The organism is Ruegeria sp. AM2 (assembly GCF_056540685.1).
This window is the reverse complement of record NZ_JBQFXE010000008.1, coordinates 87,010-106,417: the sequence shown is the minus strand read 5'-3', so window position 1 is coordinate 106,417 and position 19,408 is coordinate 87,010. Positions and strand designations below refer to the sequence as shown.

The following is a 19,408-nucleotide window of genomic DNA, read 5'->3' as shown; positions in this document are numbered from 1 at the left end:
AAACATGCAACGCGCTTACATTCCCGGCATTATTGCCATGGCCGCCATCGTCGTGGCCTCGAACATTCTGGTCCAGTTCCTGATCTTTGACGGGCTGTTGACCTGGGGTGCCTTCACCTATCCGCTGGCCTTTCTGGTCACTGACATCATGAACAGGGTCTACGGCGTGGCCACTGCCCGCAAGGTTGTGTTTGCCGGGTTCATAACCGGTATCATCTGCTCGTTGATCGGCAGCCAGATCATGCTGCAGGGCGACGGGTTCACCTATGCCGCCGTGCCGCTGCGCATCGCCGTGGCTTCGGGCACCGCCTTCCTGATCGCGCAATTGACTGACGTCACCGTTTTCAACTCCCTGCGCGGAGGTCGCTGGTGGCGGGCCCCGCTGGTGTCGACCCTCGTTGGCTCTGCGCTGGATACCGCGCTCTTCTTCACCATCGCCTTCTCGGCTTCGGTCACGTTCTTTGGGGCTGGTGCGGATGCCGCGATCAACTGGGCGTGGGAGCCTGTGCCCTTCATGCTGTCCGGTCCGATGGCCCCGCTGTGGGTGACGCTGGCCTTTGCTGACTGGCTGGTGAAACTGTCACTGGCGCTGATTGCCCTGATCCCGTTCAAGGTGATCGTCGCCCGTCTGACCGCCGCGCAGCCCGCGTAAAAAAACGTTTGGAGATTGGCACAACTTGTGGCACGCTTCTTTTCAACCGCAACAGATAGAAAAGGAGGTGATCCAGTGTCGAGAAAGAGATTGGAGAGAGGTGTCGGAACAACCGGGGGGATCGCCTGTTAAGGCAGCCCTTGGCGGAGCGCTCGCTCCGGCTGGTCGATTGATCTAACCGACCCGACCTCCTGAACTTTCGAAGGGCCGTCCCATCGGGGCGGCCCTTTCTGTTTCCATATCTGGCGGTTAAGGTCTGCCTCATGTTGCGCATCTCTGATGATATTGCCCTGCAGGATTGGGAATTGACGGAAACTTTTGTCCGGTCGTCCGGTCCCGGTGGGCAGAACGTCAACAAGGTCTCCACGGCGGTCGAACTGCGGTTCGAAGCCGCGCGCTCGCCGTCACTTCCCGATCCCGTCAAAACAAGGCTGAAACGGCTGGCCGGACGCCGCTGGACCAAAGACGGCGCAATCATCATTCAATGCGAAGAAACCCGCAGTCAGGCCCGCAATCGAGATTTGGCGCGCGCCCGGCTTGCCGAGTTGATCGTCCGCGCCCTGGTCAAACCCAAGCGCCGCGTCGCGACGAAACCCACCTATGGGTCCGTCAAACGTAGGCTGGCCGCCAAAAAAGCCAGATCCGACGTCAAAGCCCTTCGTGGCAAAGTAAACGAAGATTGATCTGGTAGTTTCCCGGCGCCTTGCTAGTCTGCCGCATAAGTCGGCAGGGGAGACAACGCCATGAGGCTGGAGGGGAAAACCGCAATAATAACCGGCGCTGCATCGGGCTTCGGAGCGGGCATCGCGCAAAAATTCATAACCGAAGGTGCGCGCGTCATGATTGCGGATATCAATGGCGATGCGGCCAGCGAAATGGCCTCCAAACTGGGCGCGCAAGCTATCGCGCAGCAGGTGGACGTTGCGGATGGTACGTCGGTTCAAGCGATGGAAGAGGCCGCGACAAACGCTTTCGAAACGCTCGACATTCTGGTCAACAACGCAGGCGTGACCCACCTGCCAACCCCGCTGGAAGATGTCAGCGAAGAGGATTTCGACCGCGTTTTCAACGTGAACATGAAATCCGTCTACCTCACCGCGCGCGCCTTCATTTCGAAAATGAAAACGCGCGGTGTCGGGGCCATCCTGAACGTCGCTTCAACCGCTGGCCTGTCGCCGCGCCCGAACCTCAATTGGTATAACGCGTCCAAAGGCTGGATGATCACCGCGACGAAAACCATGGCCGTCGAACTCGCCCCCGCCGGCATCCGCGTCAATGCTATTTGCCCGGTGGCAGGCGAAACGCCCCTGCTCAAATCCTTCATGGGTGAAGACACACCCGAGATTCGCGCCAAATTCCTTTCAACCATCCCGCTGGGCCGCTTCTCTACGCCGGAAGACATGGCAAACGCCGCGTGCTTTTTATGCTCGGACGAAGCCAGCATGATTACCGGAACAGCATTGGAGGTCGACGGTGGCCGCTGTATCTGATCCGCTCTTCATCTGGCTAAAAATATCCCCGCCGGAGGCAGCGCGCTTGCGCGCTTCCCGGCCCCACCTCATCAGACGACAATGACCCCCGGACCCAAGAACCTGATCACCGATGTCCCCGGCCTGTTGGTTGGTAACGCGCAGGATGACGCGTTGAAATCGGGCACAACAGTATTGACGGCAAACCAGCCCTTCACCGCCTCGGTCCATGTCATGGGTGGCGCGCCTGGCACCCGGGAAACCGATCTGCTGGACCCGGACAAATCCGTGACGGAAATTAATGCCATCACTCTGTCGGGCGGGTCGGCATTTGGGTTGGACGCGTGCTCTGGCGTCTCGGACGCGATGCATGCGCAAGGTCTGGGGTTTCGGGTTGGGCGCGCGGTCGTTCCCATCGTACCCGGGGCCATTCTGTTCGACCTGCTCAACGGCGGCGACAAGGAGTGGACCCAAAATCCCTATCGGGCCTTGGGACATGCCGCCTACAAGGCGGCGGCACCCGAGTTCGACCTGGGAAGCGCCGGGGCAGGAACGGGCGCATTGGCCGCGATGCAAAAAGGTGGCTTGGGGTCCGCCTCGCTGGCGTTGGACAGCGGTGCGACGGTTGGCGCATTGGTGGCGGCCAATCCGCTGGGCAGTGTCACGACGCCCGGTGATCGCCATTTCTGGGCCGCACCGTTCGAGATCGGGGATGAGTTCGGTGGCCTGGGTCCCGACCCAAACGCAGGTCTTGGCCGCACCATCATGAGCCGAAAGGCCCTGGCAATGGATGGCGCGGATCCGGACAAAACCAACACAACTATCGCAATTGTCGCCACGGATGTTGCGCTGACAAAATCGCAGTGTCAGCGCATTGCAATGGCGGCTCATGACGGCATCGCACGGGCCATTCTGCCAGCCCATACACCCGGGGACGGAGATCTCGTGTTTGGCGTCAGCACGGGTGCGCGGGCGTTAGGCACCAACCCGGCAGAGCTCGGCCTCATCGGCCATGCGGCGGCGATTTGCCTGTCCCGCGCCATTGCCCGCGCGATCTATCTGGCCACTCCGTCACCCGGCGATCTGTTGCCATGCTGGGCGCAAATGCATAGCGGAAATGCGACAATGTCTTAGCTGTGGGGGCAATCTGGCAGATCACGCGTCAATCTGCGCGTTGACTCCGCGCGACAGTAAGGCTCCATTCTGCACAGCAAAATCGTATCGGAGCATGAGCTATGAATCGTATCCTCGCCACAGCAGTTATCGGCCTTTTTGCCGTTCCCGCCTTTGCAGAAGGCGACGCCGAGGCCGGCAAGAAAGCATTCAACAAGTGCAAATCCTGCCACCAGATTGCTGACCCTGCGGGTGAAGTGGTCGTCAAAGGCGGCAAAACCGGTCCAAACCTTTACGGGATCGCGGGTCGCACAGCCGGAACCGTAGAAGGGTTCAAATACGGTGACAGCATCGTTGCTGCGGGTGAAAACGGGCTGGTCTGGGATGAGACGACCTTTGTCGAATACGCTCAGGACCCAAAGGCGTTTCTGAAAACCTATCTGGACGACACGGCCGCCAAATCCAAAATGACGTTCAAGCTGAAGAAGGGTGGCGAAGACGTTTACGCCTATATCGTCAGCGTATCGGGCGAATAATACCCAATACCAGTACCCTGGATAACGATAGCAAAGGTCGCGGTGCCCCTGCGGCCTTTCGTGCGGTTGATATGGGCCATTATCAGCGCCACCTTGGATAGATGCAGCCGTGAAATCCGCCATACCGGTGGGCAGGCAGCAGGAGATGACAGATGGGGATCATGATTCCGGCCTGGGTCGATGGCGAACTGACCCCTGTGGAAAAGCTTGAAGCGCATGAGAAAGGGCTGCGGCACAAGGCCGTATCCGTTTTTGTGGTGCGGGGAACCGAAATCTTGCTGCAACGCCGGGCCATGGGCAAATACCACACGCCGGGCCTGTGGGCGAATACCTGTTGCACTCATCCCGATTGGGGCGAGTCGCCCTCGGTCTGCGCCGTGCGCCGATTGCGCGAAGAATTGGGGATAACCGGACTGTATCCTGAATACCGGCACCGCCTGGAATACCATGCCGATGTGGGCAACGGCCTGATTGAGCATGAGGTGGTGGATGTCTTTCTGGCGCATGTGCGCGGACCGCTGAAAATTGAGCCTAATCCGGACGAAGTGATGGACATTCGCTGGATCGATTATCACGACTTGCTGGCCGAAGTGCAGCGACACCCGGCGCGGTTCACGCCATGGCTCAAAATCTATCTGCACAATCACGCCGACACGATTTTTGGTCCGGATCTGATTATCTCGGCCAAGACCTGAGGGCTTGCAAGGCCCGCCCAAGCCGCATAAATCAACGCGTCATGGCCAAGCAAAAGCAGAAGACTGACCCAAACTACAAAGTCATCGCCGAGAACCGGCGTGCCCGCTTCGATTACGCGATCGAAGACGATCTCGAATGCGGCATCATGCTGGAAGGGTCCGAGGTCAAATCCCTGCGCGCAGGCGGGTCGAACATTGCCGAAAGCTATGCCTCGGTCGATGATGGCGAGTTGTGGCTGATCAACAGCTACATCGCGCCCTATGAGCAGGCGAAAGTCTTCAAGCACGAGGAACGTCGCCGTCGTAAGCTTCTGGTTTCGCGCAAGGAATTGTCGAACCTATGGAACGCGACCCAGCGTAAAGGTATGACGCTGGTGCCGTTGGTTCTGTATTTCAATCACAAGGGCCGGGCGAAGCTCAAGATCGGCATCGCCAAGGGTAAGAAGCTGCACGACAAGCGGGAAACGCAGGCCAAGCGGGACTGGTCACGCCAAAAGCAGCGGCTGATGAAGGACCACAGCTGATCCCGTCCCAATCTCAGAACGCCATCGCGGCTGAGACGGCGCGTTTCCAACGATCATAGGCGGCGTCGCGCTCTTCTGCGGACAGTTCAGGCTCAAAGCGGCGGTCCAGCGCCCAGGTTTCTGAAAACCCTTTCTGATCCGGGTAGACCCCGGCCCGCATGCCTGCCAGCCAGGCGGCGCCCAAAGCGGTGGTTTCCTGCATCACGGGCCGATCGACCTCGGCGCCCAGATAGTTGGACAGGCCCTGCATCGCCCAATCGGACGCGCTGGCACCGCCATCCACGCGCAATGTCACGTCGGTTTCCGCGCCCCAATCGCCCTGCATAGCGTGCCACAGGTCGCGGGTCTGATAGGCAATGCTGAGCAAGGTGGCGCGGGCAAATTCCGCCCGACCGGAATTGCGTGTCAACCCGAACACCGCGCCGCGGCAATCAGGTTTCCAATAGGGTGCACCAAGCCCGGTGAACGCAGGCACCAGCACCACGTTCTGGTTCGGGTCCGCCTGCCGGGCCAATTCTCCGCTTTCTTCGGCGCTGTCGATGATCTGAAGCGCGTCGCGCAGCCATTGCACGGCCGCACCGGCCACAAAGATCGACCCTTCCAGCGCATAGGTCGTTTGACCGTTCAACTGATAGGCAATTGTCGTCAACAGACGGTTCTTTGAGGCAACCGGCTGCGCGCCCGTGTTCAGCAAAGCAAAACACCCGGTCCCATAGGTGGATTTCATCATCCCCGGTTTGAAACAGGCCTGGCCGATGGTGGCGGCTTGCTGATCGCCCGCCACACCCAAAATCGGGATATTCCCCCCAATTAGGGTCGTATTTCCAAAGTCCGACGCACAATCAAGCACCTCGGGCAGCAGGGTCATCGGAACATCCAGCAGATCACAGATCTCAGCGCTCCATTCGCCCTTGTGGATGTCGAACAGCAAGGTACGCGCGGCATTGGTGGCGTCTGTGACGTGTCTGCGCCCCTCGGTCAGACGCCAGATCAGAAAACTGTCGATGGTGCCGAACAGCAATTCTCCGGCTTTGGCTTTTTCTCGTGCGCCGGGCACCGTGTCCAGCAGCCATTTGACCTTGGTGCCCGAGAAATAGGGGTCCAGCAGCAGGCCGGTTTGCGCGGTCACGTCATCTTCGCACCCGGCTTGCTTGAACTTTGCGCAAATCTCGGCGGTGCGGCGATCTTGCCAGACGATTGCGTTGTGAATTGGCTTGCCAGTGGCGCGGTCCCAGATCACGGTGGTTTCGCGCTGGTTGGTGATGCCAATTCCTGCGATCTGGTCAGGGGTGACGCCCGTTGTTTCCATCACTTCGCGGCAAACGCGCAGCACGCTGTCCCAGATTTCATCCGCTTCATGTTCGACCCAGCCTTCCTGCGGAAAGTGCTGGGTGAATTCATGCTGCGCTGTGCCCGCGCGCTGCATCTGAGCGTCGAACAAAATGGCCCGCGATGATGTGGTGCCCTGATCAATGGCAAGAATATAGGTCACGCCTGCGCCCCCTCCCGTTTCGTTTTGCGGGACTTTAGCGCAAACAATCGGTCGCGTGCCAGTCTGTTCAAACAGGAATGTTGTCGATCAGCCGAACACCATCTGCCCAGGCCGCCGCGAATAGCCGGGCGGGACGGTCAGCTTGGGTCAGGGGTTCCAGCGTTTCGGCGCATCGCAGTTGGATGTACTCGACCTGAGTGAAGCCCGCAGCCAGCAAATCGGTTTCGGCCTGCCTGATCAAATCCGGGGCATGCCCGCCGTCTTGCAGCGCAGCCGCCAGAGCCTTCATGATCCGGTGCTTGTTGGCCGCAACTTCCAGCCCTTCCGGCGAGAGGCGTAGGTTGCGCGACGACATGGCCAAACCCGAAGGTTCGCGCACCGTGGGGCAACCGATGACCTCGATTGGGATATCCAGATCACGCGCCATGCGGCGGACCACCATCAGTTGCTGATAGTCCTTTTCGCCGAAATAGGCCCGATCGGCCTGCGTTTGCAGGAACAGTTTGGCAACCACCGTCGCGACGCCGTCAAAGTGGCCGGGACGGAACTCGCCTTCCATCACATTCGTCAGACCCGTGACGGACACGGTGGTCGCAAAGCCTTGCGGATAGATTTCGTCCGGGTCGGGCACATAAATCGCGTCAACGCCAAAAGGCTCCAGTTTCTCGGCATCTTCGTGCTCGGTCCGGGGATAGTTGGCCAGATCCTCGGGGTTGTTGAACTGCTTGGGGTTCACAAAGATCGTCACGATCATACGGTCCGCGCCTGCCTTCGCGGCCTCAACCAGTGACAAGTGCCCCTGATGCAACGCGCCCATGGTGGGGACAACGCCGATGACCTCGCCCTTGCGATGCCATGCGGTGGTCAAGGCACGTAGATCAGAAAGACGCCGCAGGATAGGGGCGGTCATGTCCTGGACCCCTTGGCCGGGGCTTGGTCGGCAAAGACATGTTCCTCGGCCGGAAAGCTGCGTGCGCGGACTTCGGCGGCGTATTCGGCGATGGCAGCCTCGGCCAGCGGACCCAGCTCGGCATAGCGTTTGACGAATTTTGGTTTGAAGGCGGTAAAAAAGCCCACCATGTCGTCGACGACCAGGATTTGCCCGTCACAACCAGCCGAGGCTCCGATCCCAATGGTTGGGATCGCGATTTCAGCCGTGATCAGGTCGGCCAGACCTTGTGGAACCTTCTCTAACACGACGGAAAACGCACCAGACTCGGCAACGGCATACGCGTCAGCCAACACGGCGTCGGCCTGTTCGTCCCGGCCTTGCACCTTGTAGCCGCCCAACGTGTTGATCGACTGAGGCGTCAGACCGATATGGGCCATCACCGGAATACCGCGCTTGACCAGAAAACGGATGGTCTCGGCCATCTCGACGCCGCCTTCAAGCTTGACCGCGCCTGCGCCGGTTTCGGCCATCAGGCGGGCGGCATTGCGGAAGGCATCCGCCGGAGAATGCTCGTAGCTGCCAAAAGGCATGTCGATGACCATCATGGCACCAGACAGACCACGCGCGACGGCCTGACCGTGCAGAATCATCATCTCCATGGTCACGCCCAGTGTCGATTCCAGCCCGTGCAGCACCATGCCGACGCTGTCACCGACCAGAACGAAATCGCAATGGTCATCCATCAACCGCGCCATCGGCGTGGTGTAGGCGGTCAGGCTGACCAAAGGTTCGCCGCCTTTGCGGGCGCGAATATCTTCGGCATTCGGGGCTCTTTTACGGGCGGTGGCGCTCATGATCGCTCCTCCGGGGTTCATGTTGCAGCGCGGCATAGCAGAAGGCGGCAGGCCATATAAACCCCGGTTGCGCGAACATTTCCTTGATTGACCTAAGGTTTAAAGGGACATTGGTCTCAGAACGACCCTCAGAAACGAAGGGTCAGGCCTTTTCAGTGGGGAGATATTTACATGTCAAAGCAGACGTTTCGGTCATTTGCCTCGGCGCTGGCCGTTGGTGCCAGCCTGTTTGCAGGCCAGGCCTTGGCCAAATCCGACATCACCATCGCGATGCAGTTGGAACCGCCACATCTAGACCCAACCAGTGCTGCCGCGCAGGCCATCGATTCGGTGGTTTACACCAATATTTTCGAAGGCCTGACCCGGTTCATGGGGGACGGCTCGGTCGTTCCGGGGCTGGCAGAAAGCTGGGAAATCTCGGATGACGGCACCGTTTATACGTTCACCCTGCGCGATGGCGTCACCTTTCATGACGGAACCACGATGGATGCCGAGGACGTCAAGTTCAGCCTCGACCGCGCCCGCGCCGAAGACAGTGCGAATGCGCAGAAGGCTCTGTTTGCCGGGATCGAAAGCGTTGAAGTCGTGGACCCGCTGACCGTCAAGCTTACCTTGTCCGCGCCAAACGGGAATCTCCTGTTCAACCTGGCCTGGGGCGACGCGGTGATCGTGGCCCCCGAAAGCATCGAGGACATCAAGACCAACCCGGTCGGAACCGGCGCCTACACCTTTGGTGACTGGGTGCAGGGCGACAGCATCACCCTGAACCGCAACCCGGATTATTGGGGTGAACAGCCCGCGTTAGAGGCGGCCACGTTCAAATTCATTTCGGACCCCACCGCCGCATTCGCGGCCATGATGGCCGAAGATGTAGATGTCTTCGACAATTTCCCGGCCCCGGAAAACCTGCCTCAGTTCGAGGCCGACCCACGTTTTCAGGTTCTGGTCGGCTCGACCGAGGGTGAGACGATTCTGTCCACCAACAACAAGCAGCCGCCCTTTGATGACATCCGGGTACGTCAGGCTTTGAGCCACGCCATCGACCGACAGGCCATCATCGATGGCGCGATGTTCGGCTATGGCACGCCCATCGGCACTCATTTCGCGCCGCATAACCCCGCCTATGTCGATCTGACCGGTAACTCGGCCTATGACCCGGTCAAGGCGGGGAAATTGCTGGCGGATGCCGGGTATGAGAAAGGGTTCAACACCACTCTGCACCTGCCGCCCCCCTCCTACGCCCGGCGCGGTGGCGAGATTATCGCAGCGCAACTGGCCGAGGTCGGGATCAACGCTGAGATCATCAACGTTGAATGGGCACAGTGGTTGGAATCTGTCTTCAAGGGCAAGGATTTCGGCCTGACCATCGTCAGCCATACCGAGCCGATGGATATCGGCATCTATGCGCGGCCGGATTACTATTTCCAGTATGACAGCACCGATTTCCAAGCGCTGATGGAGACGCTGAATTCGACAACTGATCCGGAAGAGCGGAAAAAGCTGATGGGCGATGCACAGCGTTTGATCGCCGACGACTATGTCAACGGATACCTGTTTCAACTGGCCAAGCTTGGCGTCGCCAAGGCCGGAGTCCAGGGGCTGTGGGAGAATGCTCCGACTGCCGCGATAGATCTGTCGCAGATCAGCTGGTCGGAATAATCACTGTCCGGGGGCGATTTTCCAGCCCCCGGATAGCCTCTTAGCCTGCGCCGTCCACCAACCAATTGCTATGTACCCATCCTTTGCGGCGGGGTTCGCCGTAATACACGCCGTACCATTTGCCCTCATGCGCGCAGGTGCGGACAATATCGCCGTTATGCAACTCGTCGATCTTGGTGAACTGTGATCCGGGGCCGGTGCGGACGGACAGAAAGCCGTCGCCGTTGGGATCAAGACCCGAAACGATACTGGACGCGCATCCGGCGGCCTGATCGTCTTCGATAACGGTAAATTCGCGGTCGAGGGTTTGTGCGGATGCCGTGCAGGCGGCAAAGGCCAGTGCACTGGCCAGTTGAATTGGTTTCATGTCAAATTCCTTCCAAACAATATGGGGCACAAGGTACTATCCGGCCGCGCACCCATCAAGTTGCGCTCAGCCTCATCTGACGCTGGACCAATGACGCACCGCACCCTAACGTGGCGCTGATGCTGCGCTATGCCCTCAAACGTCTGATATCGCTGGTGATCAGCCTTGCCGTTGCCTCGGTGGTGATCTTTGCGGTGATCGAGGTCGCGCCGGGTGATCCGGCATCCTTCATGCTGGGCGTGAATGCGCAACCGGACACGCTGGCGGCGCTGCGGGCCGAGCTTGGTTTGGACGTGTCCAAGGCCGAGCGGTACGTCAACTGGATCGGGGGCATGCTGGTCGGAGATTTCGGCACCTCCTACACCTATCGCACGCCCGTGTCGCAGATGATTGCTGATCGCCTCTGGGTGTCTCTGCCGCTGGCACTCTACGCGCTGACCCTGTCGACACTGATCGCCTTTCCTGCCGGAATTTATGCGGCGGCGCGTCGGGGCAAACCGGGGGATCTGACGGTCATGGGGGCAACGCAACTGGGTATCGCGGTGCCAAATTTCTGGTTCGCGATGATGCTGGTGCTGATCTTCGCCATCAACCTGCGCTGGTTCAACGCCGGAGGGTTCGCGGGCTGGGACAACGGATTTTGGACCGGCATACATTCCCTGACCTTACCCGCCATCGCGCTGGCCTTGCCGCAAGCGGCGATTCTGGCGCGGGTCATGCGCTCATCCCTGCTGGACATATTGGGCGAAGACTTCATGCGCACCGCGCGCGCCAAGGGTCTTTCGCGTCGTCAGGCGCTGTGGCGGCACGGGGTGCGCAACGCCTTGATCCCGGTCCTGACGATCATCGGCCTGCAGTTTTCCTTCCTTCTGGCCGGTTCGATTATCATTGAGCAGGTTTTCTACCTTCCCGGCCTGGGGCGGCTGGTGTTTCAGGCCATTTCAGCCCGTGACCTGATCGTGGTTGAATCCGTGGTCATGTTGCTGGTCTTTGCCGTCATCACGGTGAATTTTCTGGTCGATCTGGCCTATGCCGCCGTCGATCCCCGCCTAAGGAGCCGGACATGAGCCGCAACCTGATCCTTGGGGCGGTCCTGTCCTCGCTGGTCCTGCTGGCGGCGCTGGTGTCCTTTGTCTGGACGCCCTACGACTATGCCGCGCTGAACATTCCCGACAAACTGCAGCCGCCGAATGGGCAGCATTGGTTCGGGACGGATCATTTCGGACGGGACATGTTCTCTATGATCATGGTCGGCGCGCGAACATCCATCGCAGTGGCTTTGGTTGCAGTGGGCATTGGTATGGCGCTGGGCGTGCCGCTGGGGCTGACCGCGGCGGCGCGCAAGGGATCGTGGCTGGATGAGTTGATCATGCGTGGCAATGATCTGGTCTTTGCCTTCCCCTCGCTGGTCATCGCCATCCTGATCACGGCCGTCTTTGGTGCAGGTGCGATCAACGCCATTATCGCCATCGGGATCTTCAATATCCCCGTTTTCGCCCGCATCACCCGCGGCGCTGCGCTGTCATTGTGGGAGCGCGAGTTCATCCTTGCCGCCCGCGTCTCGGGCAAAGGCGCGGCGCGGATCTCGGCGGAACATATCCTGCCCAACGTCGCCAACCTGCTGATCGTCCAAGGGACCATTCAGTTTTCGCTGGGGATATTGGCCGAAGCTGGCCTGTCCTATGTCGGCCTCGGCGCGCAGCCGCCGACACCCAGTTGGGGCCGGATGCTGGCCGATGCGCAGACGATGGTCAGTTTTGCCCCGCATTTGGCTCTGATTCCGGGTCTCGCGATCATCGTGACCGTCCTGGGTCTGAACCTCTTGGGCGATGGGCTGCGCGATTGGCTCGACCCCAGGATCAGGGTGGCCCGGGCATGAGCTTGTTGCAGATTGAAAACCTCTCGCTGTCGATCCACGGCGCAGAAATCCTAAAGCAGGTCAATCTGACGATTGCGCCGGGCGAGATCGTTGCTGTGACCGGCGAAAGCGGATCGGGCAAGTCGATGACTGCGCTGGCCGTCATGCAATTGCTTCCGAATGGGGCGCAGTCCCAAGGCGCGATCCGGTTGGAAGGGCAGGACCTGCTGAACCAATCCGAGGCCGACCTGTGCGCCCTGCGCGGTGCCGCGATCGGGATGGTGTTTCAGGAACCGATGACGGCGCTCAACCCGGTCAAGACGATCGGCGATCAAGTGACCGAGACGATCCTGATCCACAAGGCCATGCCCCCAACCCAGGCGCGGTTACGGGCCGAAGACGTCTTGACCCGTGTCGGACTGCCGCCCGAGCGCTTTCCCCTGTCGCGCTATCCGCATGAACTGTCGGGTGGTCAGCGTCAGCGCGTGGTGATCGCAATGGCCATTGCCTTGCGCCCCAAGTTGTTGATCGCTGATGAGCCGACAACGGCTTTGGATGTCACCACGCAAGCGCAGATTCTTGAATTGCTCAAGGGATTGGTGACCGAATATGGCATGGGGCTGCTGATGATCACCCATGATCTGGCCATCGTGGCCGATATGGCCGATCGGATCACCGTGATGCGCCATGGCGAAGTGGTGGAAAGCGGAGAAACCCAGCACCTGCTGCGCAACATGCAGCATCCCTATACCCGGATGCTGTTCGAGGCGTCGGGTCATCAGGTCAAACTACCCCAGGTGGTAAACCCCAACGCCTTGCTGGAAGTCAATCAAGTCGTCCGGGACTACCGCTTGCCGCGCAAAGGTCTGTTCGATGCACCCCGCCATCACCGCGCGGTCGATGGTGTCAGCTTTACCCTCAATCGCGGGGAACGTCTGGGGCTGGTTGGAGAGTCCGGATGCGGAAAATCGACCCTAACACGTGCAATTTTAGGGTTGGAGGAAGTGCAAGGCGGCGACATTCGCCTGGACGGGGAACCGGTCTTTGCTGGTCACAAACCCAACCTCGCCGTGCGGCGAAAGATGCAGGTCGTGTTCCAGGACCCCTATGGCAGCTTCAATCCGCGGCACCGGGTTGAGCGTTTGATTACTGAGCCGTTTCACCTGCTCGACTCGCCTCCGACCGGGTCCGCGCGGCAGGATCGGATCGCGGAAATGCTGACTGCGGTTGGCCTAAAGCCGGATGACGCAGGAAAATACATCCACGAATTCTCGGGCGGGCAACGGCAGCGGATCGCCATCGCCCGCGCGCTGATCATCGAGCCAGAGTTGATCTTGTTTGATGAGGCGGTCTCGGCATTGGATGTTTCGGTCCGCGCGCAAATCCTCGATCTTCTGGCCGAACTTTGTGCGTCCTACGATCTGACATACTTGTTTATCAGCCATGACCTGAGCGTCGTGCGCACGATCACCGACCGCGTGATGGTGATGCAGGCAGGTCAGATTGTTGAGCAGGGTAAGACAGAACAGGTCTTTTCTAACCCCCAGCATCCTTACACCCAAACCCTGATCGATGCCGCACCGACGCTGCCGGATATCGGTAGTCAGGTCGCCTGAATCCCTAGTTTAGAGCCGAAATGGAGGCCCATATGACCCACCCGCTCTGGTTCAACCCCGCCCTTTGCCTGATCGGAGGCGCATGGGTCCCGCCCGCCACGAAATCCGAATTGCCGCTGATCAATCCATCAGATGGTACCGAGATTTGCCACATCGCACGCGGTGACGCCGCAGATATCGATAAGGCGGTTCAAGCCGCGCAAACCGCACTCGATGGCGATTGGGGCCGCAAGACCGCGCTTGAACGCGGGCGCATCCTGACCCGCTTGGGGCAACTGGTTCTGGAGCGGGTCGATGATCTGGCGGCTTTGGAGGCGATGGATGTCGGCAAACCGTTGACGCAGGCACGGGCCGACGCGGTGGCTCTGGCGCGTTACTGTGAGTTCTATGGCGGTGCGGCGGATAAGGTGATGGGCGAGACGATCCCCTATCTGGACGGATACACGGTCTATACCCTGCGCGAGCCGCATGGGGTGACCGGCCATATCGTGCCGTGGAACTATCCGATGCAAATCATCGGACGTTCGGTCGGAGCGGCGTTGGCGATGGGTAATGCCTGCGTGCTGAAACCCGCGGAAGAGGCCTGCCTGACCGCACTGGCCTTTGCCCATCTGGCGCAAGAGGCCGGGCTGCCAGCGGGTGCGTTGAACGTGGTGCCCGGTCTGGGGGCCGAGGCAGGGGCGGCGCTGTCCGGCCATCCGGGCGTGCATCACATCTCATTCACCGGGTCCGTTGCAACCGGAGCTTTGGTCCAGCAGGCGGCGGGGCGCAATGTGGTACCGGTGACGCTGGAACTGGGCGGGAAGTCTCCGCAACTTGTGTTTGACGATGCCGATCTGGACACGGCGCTGCCGTTTCTGGTGAATGCAGGAATTCAAAATGCAGGCCAGACCTGCTCGGCGTCGTCGCGAATTTTGGTGCAGCGCGGTGTGTACGCGCAGGTCAAATCCCGAATGGCCGAAGCCTATGCCGATCTGACCGTTGGGCCGGCGCCGGATGACTTGCGGGTCGGACCCCTGATTTCTGCGCGCCAGAAGGACATTGTAACGGGTTTCCTCGCAAAGGGCTCTGATTTGGAGGTCGCGGGGCAGGGAAAGATCGTGGATCATGCACCGGCGCAGGGTGCCTATGTGCGGCCAACCCTGTTCGCAGATGTCCCACCCGATCACCCGCTGGCGCGCGATGAGATTTTTGGACCCGTGCAGGTTCTGATCCCGTTTGACACCGAAGAAGAGGCCGTTCAGATCGCCAACAGCACGGACTATGGCCTTGTCGCTAGCATTTGGACCCGTGACGGCGCGCGGCAAATGCGATTGGCCAAGCGCCTGCGGTCCGGGCAAGTGTTCATAAACAATTATGGTGCGGGCGGAGGCGTGGAGTTACCTTTTGGTGGCGTCGGAAAGTCAGGCCACGGGCGCGAGAAGGGATTTGAGGCATTGTACGGGTTTTCGCAGCTCAAAACCGTGGCCGCTCGCCATGGTTAGAGCCTAGACAATAACTTCAATCGGCTTTTGTGCCCCTACACCGAACACGCGCTTGTAGCGGTCGATCTCATCCGCTGGACCCATCGCTTTTTCGGGATTGTCCGACAGCTTCACGGTTGGCCGCCCATTGGCCGACACGGCCTTGCACACCAACGAAAACGGCGCCAGCGCGTCGTCGGGAACAAGGCCGCGAAAGTCATTGGTCAGCAACGTACCCCAGCCAAAGGACACTTTGGTCCGGTCCGAAAATTGACGGTGCAGTTCGTGGATTTTGTCGACATCCAAACCGTCCGAGAAGATGATCCGCTTGTCTTTGGGGTCTTCTCCGCGTGCGTTCCACCAATCGATGGCGACATTTGCCGCCGTGGCGGGATCACCGCTGTCAATACGAATGCCAGTCCACCCGGCCAGCCAATCCGGCGCGCGATCCAGGAACCCCTTGGTGCCGTAAGTGTCGGGCAGGATGATTCTGAGGTTGCCATCATGTTCATCATGCCAGTCGCTGAGAACGTCGTAGGGCGCCTGCGACAGAGCCTCATCTGTTTCGGCCAGGGCCGAATAGACCATCGGCAATTCATGGGCGTTGGTTCCGATCGCCTCGACCTCGCGGCGCATCGCGATCAAACAGTTGGACGTGCCCGAAAACGCAGGCCCCAGCCCTTCGATCATGGCTTGCACACACCAGTCCTGCCACAGAAAAGAGTGGCGGCGTCGGGTGCCAAAATCGGCAATGCCAAGCCCATCAATTCCCCGCAGCCGGTCGATCTTTTCCCAAACCCGCGTCATGGCGCGCGCATAGAGGACCTGCAATTCAAAGCGCCGCATGTCATTGAGGACCGCGCGCGAACGCAATTCCATCAAAACGGCCAGTGCGGGAATTTCCCAAAGCATGACTTCGTGCCACTTACCCTCGAACGTCAGCTCATACTGGTCGCCGACGCGTTCAAGATGGTAAGGCGGCAGGCGCAGGTCCTCGAACCATTCCATGAAATCCGACCGAAACATCTGCCGTTTTCCATAGAACATATTGCCCCGCAGCCAGGTGCTTTCTCCACGGCTGAGCCTGAGGGATCGGATGTGATCCAACTGCTCACGCAATTCGCCTTCGTCGATCAATCGCGCCAGCGGAATGTGATTCGACCGGTTGATCAGCGAAAACTCAACGTTTGTTTGGGGCTTATTTCGAAACACTGACTGACACATCAGCAGTTTGTAGAAGTCCGTGTCGATCAAGGACCGGATAATCGGGTCAATCTTCCATTTGTGATTGTAGACCCGCGTTGCGATGTCGACCATGGGGACCTCCTGCGATTTCCGTTCTTAGATCAATCAGGGCGGAGAATGGCAAGAGTCGCCCAACAGGTGACAATGACAAGGTCAAGTCACAATGCGGGCACATTGAAGGTGCTCTTCTCTGTCTAGTGAAGGGTTGGGGATGGAAGAAAAGGTTGAAGTTTGTGAATGGGTTTCGAGTACGACTTTGATATTGTTGCGATTGCGCCAGATGAAGTGGATCCAGAACACGGTGTTGCCGCACTCACGGGCAACCGGGCCGTCAGGGCTCTGTTCCGGGATTTCCACGCTGCGCAAGCGCTTAGAACCGCGTCGCCAAAGATACGCAGGATTTTTCTGGAATCGGGTTTCAGTCTGGAAACGCGAAACAGCGGGTTGCCGCACGGCCAGTTTTTGCCCGAGGACGCCTTGGATCGCGAACGTATTCTGAGACGTCTGTTTTCGAATATCCGAAACATGGGCATTCAGGGCGAGTATTTTGGTGATTTTGATATCTGGGGATTTCTGGACCTTGTGCGAACAGCCCGGCCTGCGTCGCCAAACGATGGGCCAGTGTCGCTGCAGCCGCTGGCACCACAGGTGACAAGCGCTCTGGAGCAGCAATCCGCCTCAGGTCAGGGAAGAGAGCCGGTGCCTCGGCGCCTCGGATATGCCTTGGGCCTTGCGGCCTTGTTGTTTGCCGTGCTGAAGTACTTGGCAGATCGGGGCACGCCTCAGTGAGTTTCAGGCCAGCGTCACGCCCGCCGTTTGCATGGCCTGTACGGCAGCGGCCAGTGAACCGTCCATATCGATTGCCCGGCAGGCATCGCGTTTGACGGTTACGTCGAACCCCTGTCGGGCTGCATCGACGGCTGAGTAATGCACGCAAAAATCGGTGGCCAGCCCGACCATGGTCAGCTTGGTAATGCCGCGCGTGTCCAGATACCCTTTCAGCCCGGTCGGCGTGGTCTGATCGTTCTCGAAAAACGCTGAATAGCTGTCGATCGCGCTGCGAAATCCTTTTCGCAGGATCAGATCGGCATCCGTCCTCAGCCGGGGGTGAAACGCCGCGCCCTGGGTGCCTTGAACACAATGATCAGGCCACAAAACCTGCGGGCCATAAGGCATATCGATCACCTCAAAGGGGCCTTTTCCCGCGTGAGAGCTGGCGAACGAGGCATGCCCCGCAGGATGCCAGTCCTGCGTCAGGATCACGGCATCGAAATCACCCATCATCGCATTGATCGAACCAACGATCTCGTCGCCGCCGGGAACTGCCAGCGCGCCGCCGGGGCAGAAATCGTTCTGAACGTCGATGACTATCAGGGCATGGGTCATTGGGGTCTCCTTCGCTGGTCTATCGGTATTGTTTGGGGTTGGGGGCGTCAATGCACTCTCTTGCGCCTCGACGTTCGTGCGGCTAGATCGCGCACATGTACACGATTGCGGCCCTCTATCACTTCACCCGTTTTGAAAACCCGGATGCATTGCGTCCGGCCCTGCTGGACCTGTGCCATGCGCAATCGGTCAGGGGCACGTTGCTGATGGCGCAAGAAGGGATCAATGGCACCATCGCCGGACCGCGTGCCGGAATTGATGCCGTTCTGGCCCATATCCGGGCTTTGCCCGGCTGCGCGGATCTCGAGTGGAAAGAGGCGACTTCGGATGATCCTCCTTTCGGTAAAATGAAGGTGCGGTTGAAGAAAGAGATTGTGACCATGGGTCAGCCGGACGTCGATCCGCGCGCCAGCGTTGGGCACTATGTCGAGCCGCAGGATTGGAATGAGCTGATCCGCTCGGATGATGTTGTGGTCATCGACACGCGCAATGATTACGAGGTCCAGATCGGTACATTCGAGGGTGCAATAGACCCTAACACGCAGAGTTTTGGCGAGTTTCCCGCGTGGTGGGAAAAAAACAAGGATCGCTTTCACAACAAGCGCGTCGCGATGTTCTGCACCGGTGGAATCCGCTGCGAAAAGTCCACCAACTACCTGTTGGGGCAAGGCGTCGAGGACGTTTATCACCTGAAAGGCGGCATTCTGCGGTATCTCGAAGAGATGCCGGCGGAAGACAGCACCTGGCACGGAGAGTGTTTTGTCTTCGACAACCGCGTCTCGGTCGGTCATGGGCTGGTCGAAGGTCCCCACAAGCTGTGCCATGGGTGTCGTCGCCCAATCCTGCCCGAAGATGTCAAACGCCCCGAATACGAACACGGCGTGTCCTGTCATCGTTGCATCGATGAAACCTCTGATCAGGACAAAGCGCGGTTTCGGGAACGTCAAAAACAGATCGTGTTGGCCCGTGAACGCGGACACACTCATCTGGGGCAAGACTGAATCATCCTGCGTTTCCTGTTGCATAGCGGGGCCCGACACCGGATGATCGCGTCCATGCGATCTGGTAGCGGCTTTAGGCATCGCGAACCGACAACGCTGGAAGAGTGGAAATCGACTCTGGTTGCGGCTTGCGGATTGGTTTTGGTCAGTTTTCTGGCCTGGTACGGGCTGTCTCGCCTGAACGAAGCCACGGCGGGCGACACAATCGGCACGGTTGCTGCGGTTGTTTTGCTGATCTGGATGGTGTCCCAAACCTGGTTTTACATTACGCAAGTCAAAGCGCCTCGCAGGCAACTATTGCTGATGGGGATTTCCTTTATTCAGGTGGTGCCCTTCCTGTTTGCCGCCGTCTACGGATCGTTCGGCTATCGTGACATATGTGTTGTCGGCGCGCAGGGGCCCGCAGACGTTTTGTATTTTTCCTATGTCACCTTCACTACCGTCGGTTTCGGCGATCTGCACCCGGCCGGTCTGTGCCGCGCTCTGGCCGTGGCCGAGGCGATCACCGGCTATGTTCTGCTTGGATTGTTTGTTGCGGCCGCCGTTGGTCTCTATGGTCGATCCCATTCAAACAGCCCGGATTAGA

The 19,408-nt window shown here is 59.4% G+C and carries 21 protein-coding genes; 15 read left to right on the top strand and 6 right to left on the bottom strand.

Going from position 1 to position 19,408, the window contains the following annotated elements; translation table 11 throughout:
* Window positions 1-4: 4 nt before the first annotated feature.
* The 7 genes from ACR0CR_RS14925 (at window position 5) to smpB (ending at window position 4,989) form a co-directional block, all read left to right on the top strand.
* Complete coding sequence (locus ACR0CR_RS14925; RefSeq protein WP_480600408.1) at window positions 5-652, top strand: queuosine precursor transporter; 648 nt, start codon at window positions 5-7, stop codon at window positions 650-652.
* Window positions 653-915: 263 nt separating this feature from the next.
* A complete protein-coding gene (gene arfB / locus ACR0CR_RS14920; protein ID WP_480600405.1) occupies window positions 916-1,335 on the top strand; it encodes an alternative ribosome rescue aminoacyl-tRNA hydrolase ArfB in 420 nt (139 codons plus the stop codon).
* 60 nt (window positions 1,336-1,395) lie between these two features.
* Window positions 1,396-2,142, top strand: a complete 747-nt coding sequence (locus tag ACR0CR_RS14915; RefSeq protein WP_480600402.1) for an SDR family oxidoreductase — start codon at window positions 1,396-1,398, stop codon at window positions 2,140-2,142.
* A gap of 81 nt (window positions 2,143-2,223) precedes the next feature.
* Entirely contained in the window at window positions 2,224-3,255 is a 1,032-nt protein-coding gene (locus tag ACR0CR_RS14910) for a P1 family peptidase (RefSeq protein WP_480600400.1), read from the top strand.
* Window positions 3,256-3,356: 101 nt separating this feature from the next.
* On the top strand, window positions 3,357-3,770 hold the full coding sequence (locus ACR0CR_RS14905; RefSeq protein WP_480600398.1) for a c-type cytochrome: 414 nt from the start codon (window positions 3,357-3,359) through the stop codon (window positions 3,768-3,770).
* Window positions 3,771-3,922: 152 nt separating this feature from the next.
* Window positions 3,923-4,465, top strand: a complete 543-nt coding sequence (idi, locus tag ACR0CR_RS14900) for an isopentenyl-diphosphate Delta-isomerase (RefSeq protein WP_480600395.1) — start codon at window positions 3,923-3,925, stop codon at window positions 4,463-4,465.
* A gap of 41 nt (window positions 4,466-4,506) precedes the next feature.
* A complete protein-coding gene (gene smpB / locus ACR0CR_RS14895; RefSeq protein ID WP_480600393.1) occupies window positions 4,507-4,989 on the top strand; it encodes an SsrA-binding protein SmpB in 483 nt (160 codons plus the stop codon).
* Between the two features lie 13 nt (window positions 4,990-5,002).
* On the opposite strand, the gene glpK is transcribed toward smpB, so the two are convergent.
* The 3 genes from glpK to panB form a co-directional block, all read right to left on the bottom strand.
* Complete coding sequence (gene glpK, locus ACR0CR_RS14890; protein ID WP_480600392.1) at window positions 5,003-6,481, bottom strand: glycerol kinase GlpK; 1,479 nt, start codon at window positions 6,479-6,481, stop codon at window positions 5,003-5,005.
* Window positions 6,482-6,548: 67 nt separating this feature from the next.
* Window positions 6,549-7,391, bottom strand: coding sequence for a pantoate--beta-alanine ligase (panC, locus tag ACR0CR_RS14885; RefSeq protein ID WP_480600389.1), 843 nt, complete (start codon window positions 7,389-7,391; stop codon window positions 6,549-6,551).
* On the bottom strand, window positions 7,388-8,227 hold the full coding sequence (panB, locus tag ACR0CR_RS14880) for a 3-methyl-2-oxobutanoate hydroxymethyltransferase (RefSeq protein WP_480600386.1): 840 nt from the start codon (window positions 8,225-8,227) through the stop codon (window positions 7,388-7,390). Before panB ends, panC begins: the two co-directional genes overlap by 4 nt.
* A 171-nt stretch (window positions 8,228-8,398) precedes the next feature.
* On the opposite strand from panB, the gene ACR0CR_RS14875 reads away from it, so the two are divergent.
* Window positions 8,399-9,886 (top strand): ABC transporter substrate-binding protein, encoded by a 1,488-nt coding sequence (locus tag ACR0CR_RS14875; RefSeq protein ID WP_480600384.1) that lies wholly within the window; start codon window positions 8,399-8,401, stop codon window positions 9,884-9,886.
* 40 nt (window positions 9,887-9,926) lie between these two features.
* On the opposite strand, the gene ACR0CR_RS14870 is transcribed toward ACR0CR_RS14875, so the two are convergent.
* On the bottom strand, window positions 9,927-10,253 hold the full coding sequence (locus tag ACR0CR_RS14870; RefSeq protein ID WP_480600382.1) for an SH3 domain-containing protein: 327 nt from the start codon (window positions 10,251-10,253) through the stop codon (window positions 9,927-9,929).
* 119 nt (window positions 10,254-10,372) lie between these two features.
* Between ACR0CR_RS14870 and ACR0CR_RS14865 the strand changes: the two genes are divergently transcribed.
* From ACR0CR_RS14865 to ACR0CR_RS14850, 4 genes are read left to right on the top strand one after another with little or no spacing between them, the layout of a single operon-like run.
* The gene (locus ACR0CR_RS14865) at window positions 10,373-11,320 is read left to right on the top strand and encodes an ABC transporter permease (RefSeq protein ID WP_480600379.1); all 948 of its coding nucleotides are present in this window, start codon (window positions 10,373-10,375) and stop codon (window positions 11,318-11,320) included.
* Complete coding sequence (locus tag ACR0CR_RS14860) at window positions 11,317-12,132, top strand: ABC transporter permease (protein ID WP_480600377.1); 816 nt, start codon at window positions 11,317-11,319, stop codon at window positions 12,130-12,132. The genes ACR0CR_RS14865 and ACR0CR_RS14860 overlap by 4 nt, the downstream gene beginning before the upstream one ends.
* Window positions 12,129-13,727, top strand: coding sequence for an ABC transporter ATP-binding protein (locus tag ACR0CR_RS14855; RefSeq protein ID WP_480600375.1), 1,599 nt, complete (start codon window positions 12,129-12,131; stop codon window positions 13,725-13,727). Before ACR0CR_RS14860 ends, ACR0CR_RS14855 begins: the two co-directional genes overlap by 4 nt.
* A gap of 32 nt (window positions 13,728-13,759) precedes the next feature.
* Entirely contained in the window at window positions 13,760-15,211 is a 1,452-nt protein-coding gene (locus ACR0CR_RS14850) for an aldehyde dehydrogenase family protein (RefSeq protein ID WP_480600373.1), read from the top strand.
* Between the two features lie 3 nt (window positions 15,212-15,214).
* Here the strand turns inward: ACR0CR_RS14850 and pncB are convergent, their stop codons facing one another.
* The gene (pncB, locus tag ACR0CR_RS14845; protein WP_480600370.1) at window positions 15,215-16,507 is read right to left on the bottom strand and encodes a nicotinate phosphoribosyltransferase; all 1,293 of its coding nucleotides are present in this window, start codon (window positions 16,505-16,507) and stop codon (window positions 15,215-15,217) included.
* Between the two features lie 165 nt (window positions 16,508-16,672).
* On the opposite strand from pncB, the gene ACR0CR_RS14840 reads away from it, so the two are divergent.
* A complete protein-coding gene (locus ACR0CR_RS14840) occupies window positions 16,673-17,224 on the top strand; it encodes a hypothetical protein (RefSeq protein WP_480600368.1) in 552 nt (183 codons plus the stop codon).
* 3 nt (window positions 17,225-17,227) lie between these two features.
* Here the strand turns inward: ACR0CR_RS14840 and pncA are convergent, their stop codons facing one another.
* The gene (gene pncA / locus ACR0CR_RS14835) at window positions 17,228-17,821 is read right to left on the bottom strand and encodes a bifunctional nicotinamidase/pyrazinamidase (protein ID WP_480600366.1); all 594 of its coding nucleotides are present in this window, start codon (window positions 17,819-17,821) and stop codon (window positions 17,228-17,230) included.
* 95 nt (window positions 17,822-17,916) lie between these two features.
* On the opposite strand from pncA, the gene trhO reads away from it, so the two are divergent.
* Complete coding sequence (gene trhO / locus ACR0CR_RS14830) at window positions 17,917-18,822, top strand: oxygen-dependent tRNA uridine(34) hydroxylase TrhO (protein WP_480600363.1); 906 nt, start codon at window positions 17,917-17,919, stop codon at window positions 18,820-18,822.
* 54 nt (window positions 18,823-18,876) lie between these two features.
* A complete protein-coding gene (locus ACR0CR_RS14825) occupies window positions 18,877-19,407 on the top strand; it encodes an ion channel (protein WP_480600360.1) in 531 nt (176 codons plus the stop codon).
* Window position 19,408: the final 1 nt, after the last annotated feature.

Bases quoted from the DNA above. Each gene is read 5' to 3' on its own strand.
- trhO (WP_480600363.1), top strand. From the start codon at position 17,917: ATGTACACGATTGCGGCCCTCTATCACTTCACCCGTTTTGAAAACCCG.
- ACR0CR_RS14870 (WP_480600382.1), bottom strand. From the start codon at position 10,253: ATGAAACCAATTCAACTGGCCAGTGCACTGGCCTTTGCCGCCTGCACG.
- ACR0CR_RS14825 (WP_480600360.1), top strand. From the start codon at position 18,877: ATGCGATCTGGTAGCGGCTTTAGGCATCGCGAACCGACAACGCTGGAA.
- pncB (WP_480600370.1), bottom strand. From the start codon at position 16,507: ATGGTCGACATCGCAACGCGGGTCTACAATCACAAATGGAAGATTGAC.
- ACR0CR_RS14915 (WP_480600402.1), top strand. From the start codon at position 1,396: ATGAGGCTGGAGGGGAAAACCGCAATAATAACCGGCGCTGCATCGGGC.
- ACR0CR_RS14850 (WP_480600373.1), top strand. From the start codon at position 13,760: ATGACCCACCCGCTCTGGTTCAACCCCGCCCTTTGCCTGATCGGAGGC.
- idi (WP_480600395.1), top strand. From the start codon at position 3,923: ATGGGGATCATGATTCCGGCCTGGGTCGATGGCGAACTGACCCCTGTG.
- panC (WP_480600389.1), bottom strand. From the start codon at position 7,391: ATGACCGCCCCTATCCTGCGGCGTCTTTCTGATCTACGTGCCTTGACC.
- arfB (WP_480600405.1), top strand. From the start codon at position 916: ATGTTGCGCATCTCTGATGATATTGCCCTGCAGGATTGGGAATTGACG.
- ACR0CR_RS14875 (WP_480600384.1), top strand. From the start codon at position 8,399: ATGTCAAAGCAGACGTTTCGGTCATTTGCCTCGGCGCTGGCCGTTGGT.
- pncA (WP_480600366.1), bottom strand. From the start codon at position 17,821: ATGACCCATGCCCTGATAGTCATCGACGTTCAGAACGATTTCTGCCCC.
- ACR0CR_RS14905 (WP_480600398.1), top strand. From the start codon at position 3,357: ATGAATCGTATCCTCGCCACAGCAGTTATCGGCCTTTTTGCCGTTCCC.
- ACR0CR_RS14860 (WP_480600377.1), top strand. From the start codon at position 11,317: ATGAGCCGCAACCTGATCCTTGGGGCGGTCCTGTCCTCGCTGGTCCTG.
- ACR0CR_RS14925 (WP_480600408.1), top strand. From the start codon at position 5: ATGCAACGCGCTTACATTCCCGGCATTATTGCCATGGCCGCCATCGTC.
- ACR0CR_RS14855 (WP_480600375.1), top strand. From the start codon at position 12,129: ATGAGCTTGTTGCAGATTGAAAACCTCTCGCTGTCGATCCACGGCGCA.
- ACR0CR_RS14910 (WP_480600400.1), top strand. From the start codon at position 2,224: ATGACCCCCGGACCCAAGAACCTGATCACCGATGTCCCCGGCCTGTTG.
- ACR0CR_RS14840 (WP_480600368.1), top strand. From the start codon at position 16,673: ATGGGTTTCGAGTACGACTTTGATATTGTTGCGATTGCGCCAGATGAA.
- ACR0CR_RS14865 (WP_480600379.1), top strand. From the start codon at position 10,373: ATGCTGCGCTATGCCCTCAAACGTCTGATATCGCTGGTGATCAGCCTT.
- panB (WP_480600386.1), bottom strand. From the start codon at position 8,227: ATGAGCGCCACCGCCCGTAAAAGAGCCCCGAATGCCGAAGATATTCGC.
- smpB (WP_480600393.1), top strand. From the start codon at position 4,507: ATGGCCAAGCAAAAGCAGAAGACTGACCCAAACTACAAAGTCATCGCC.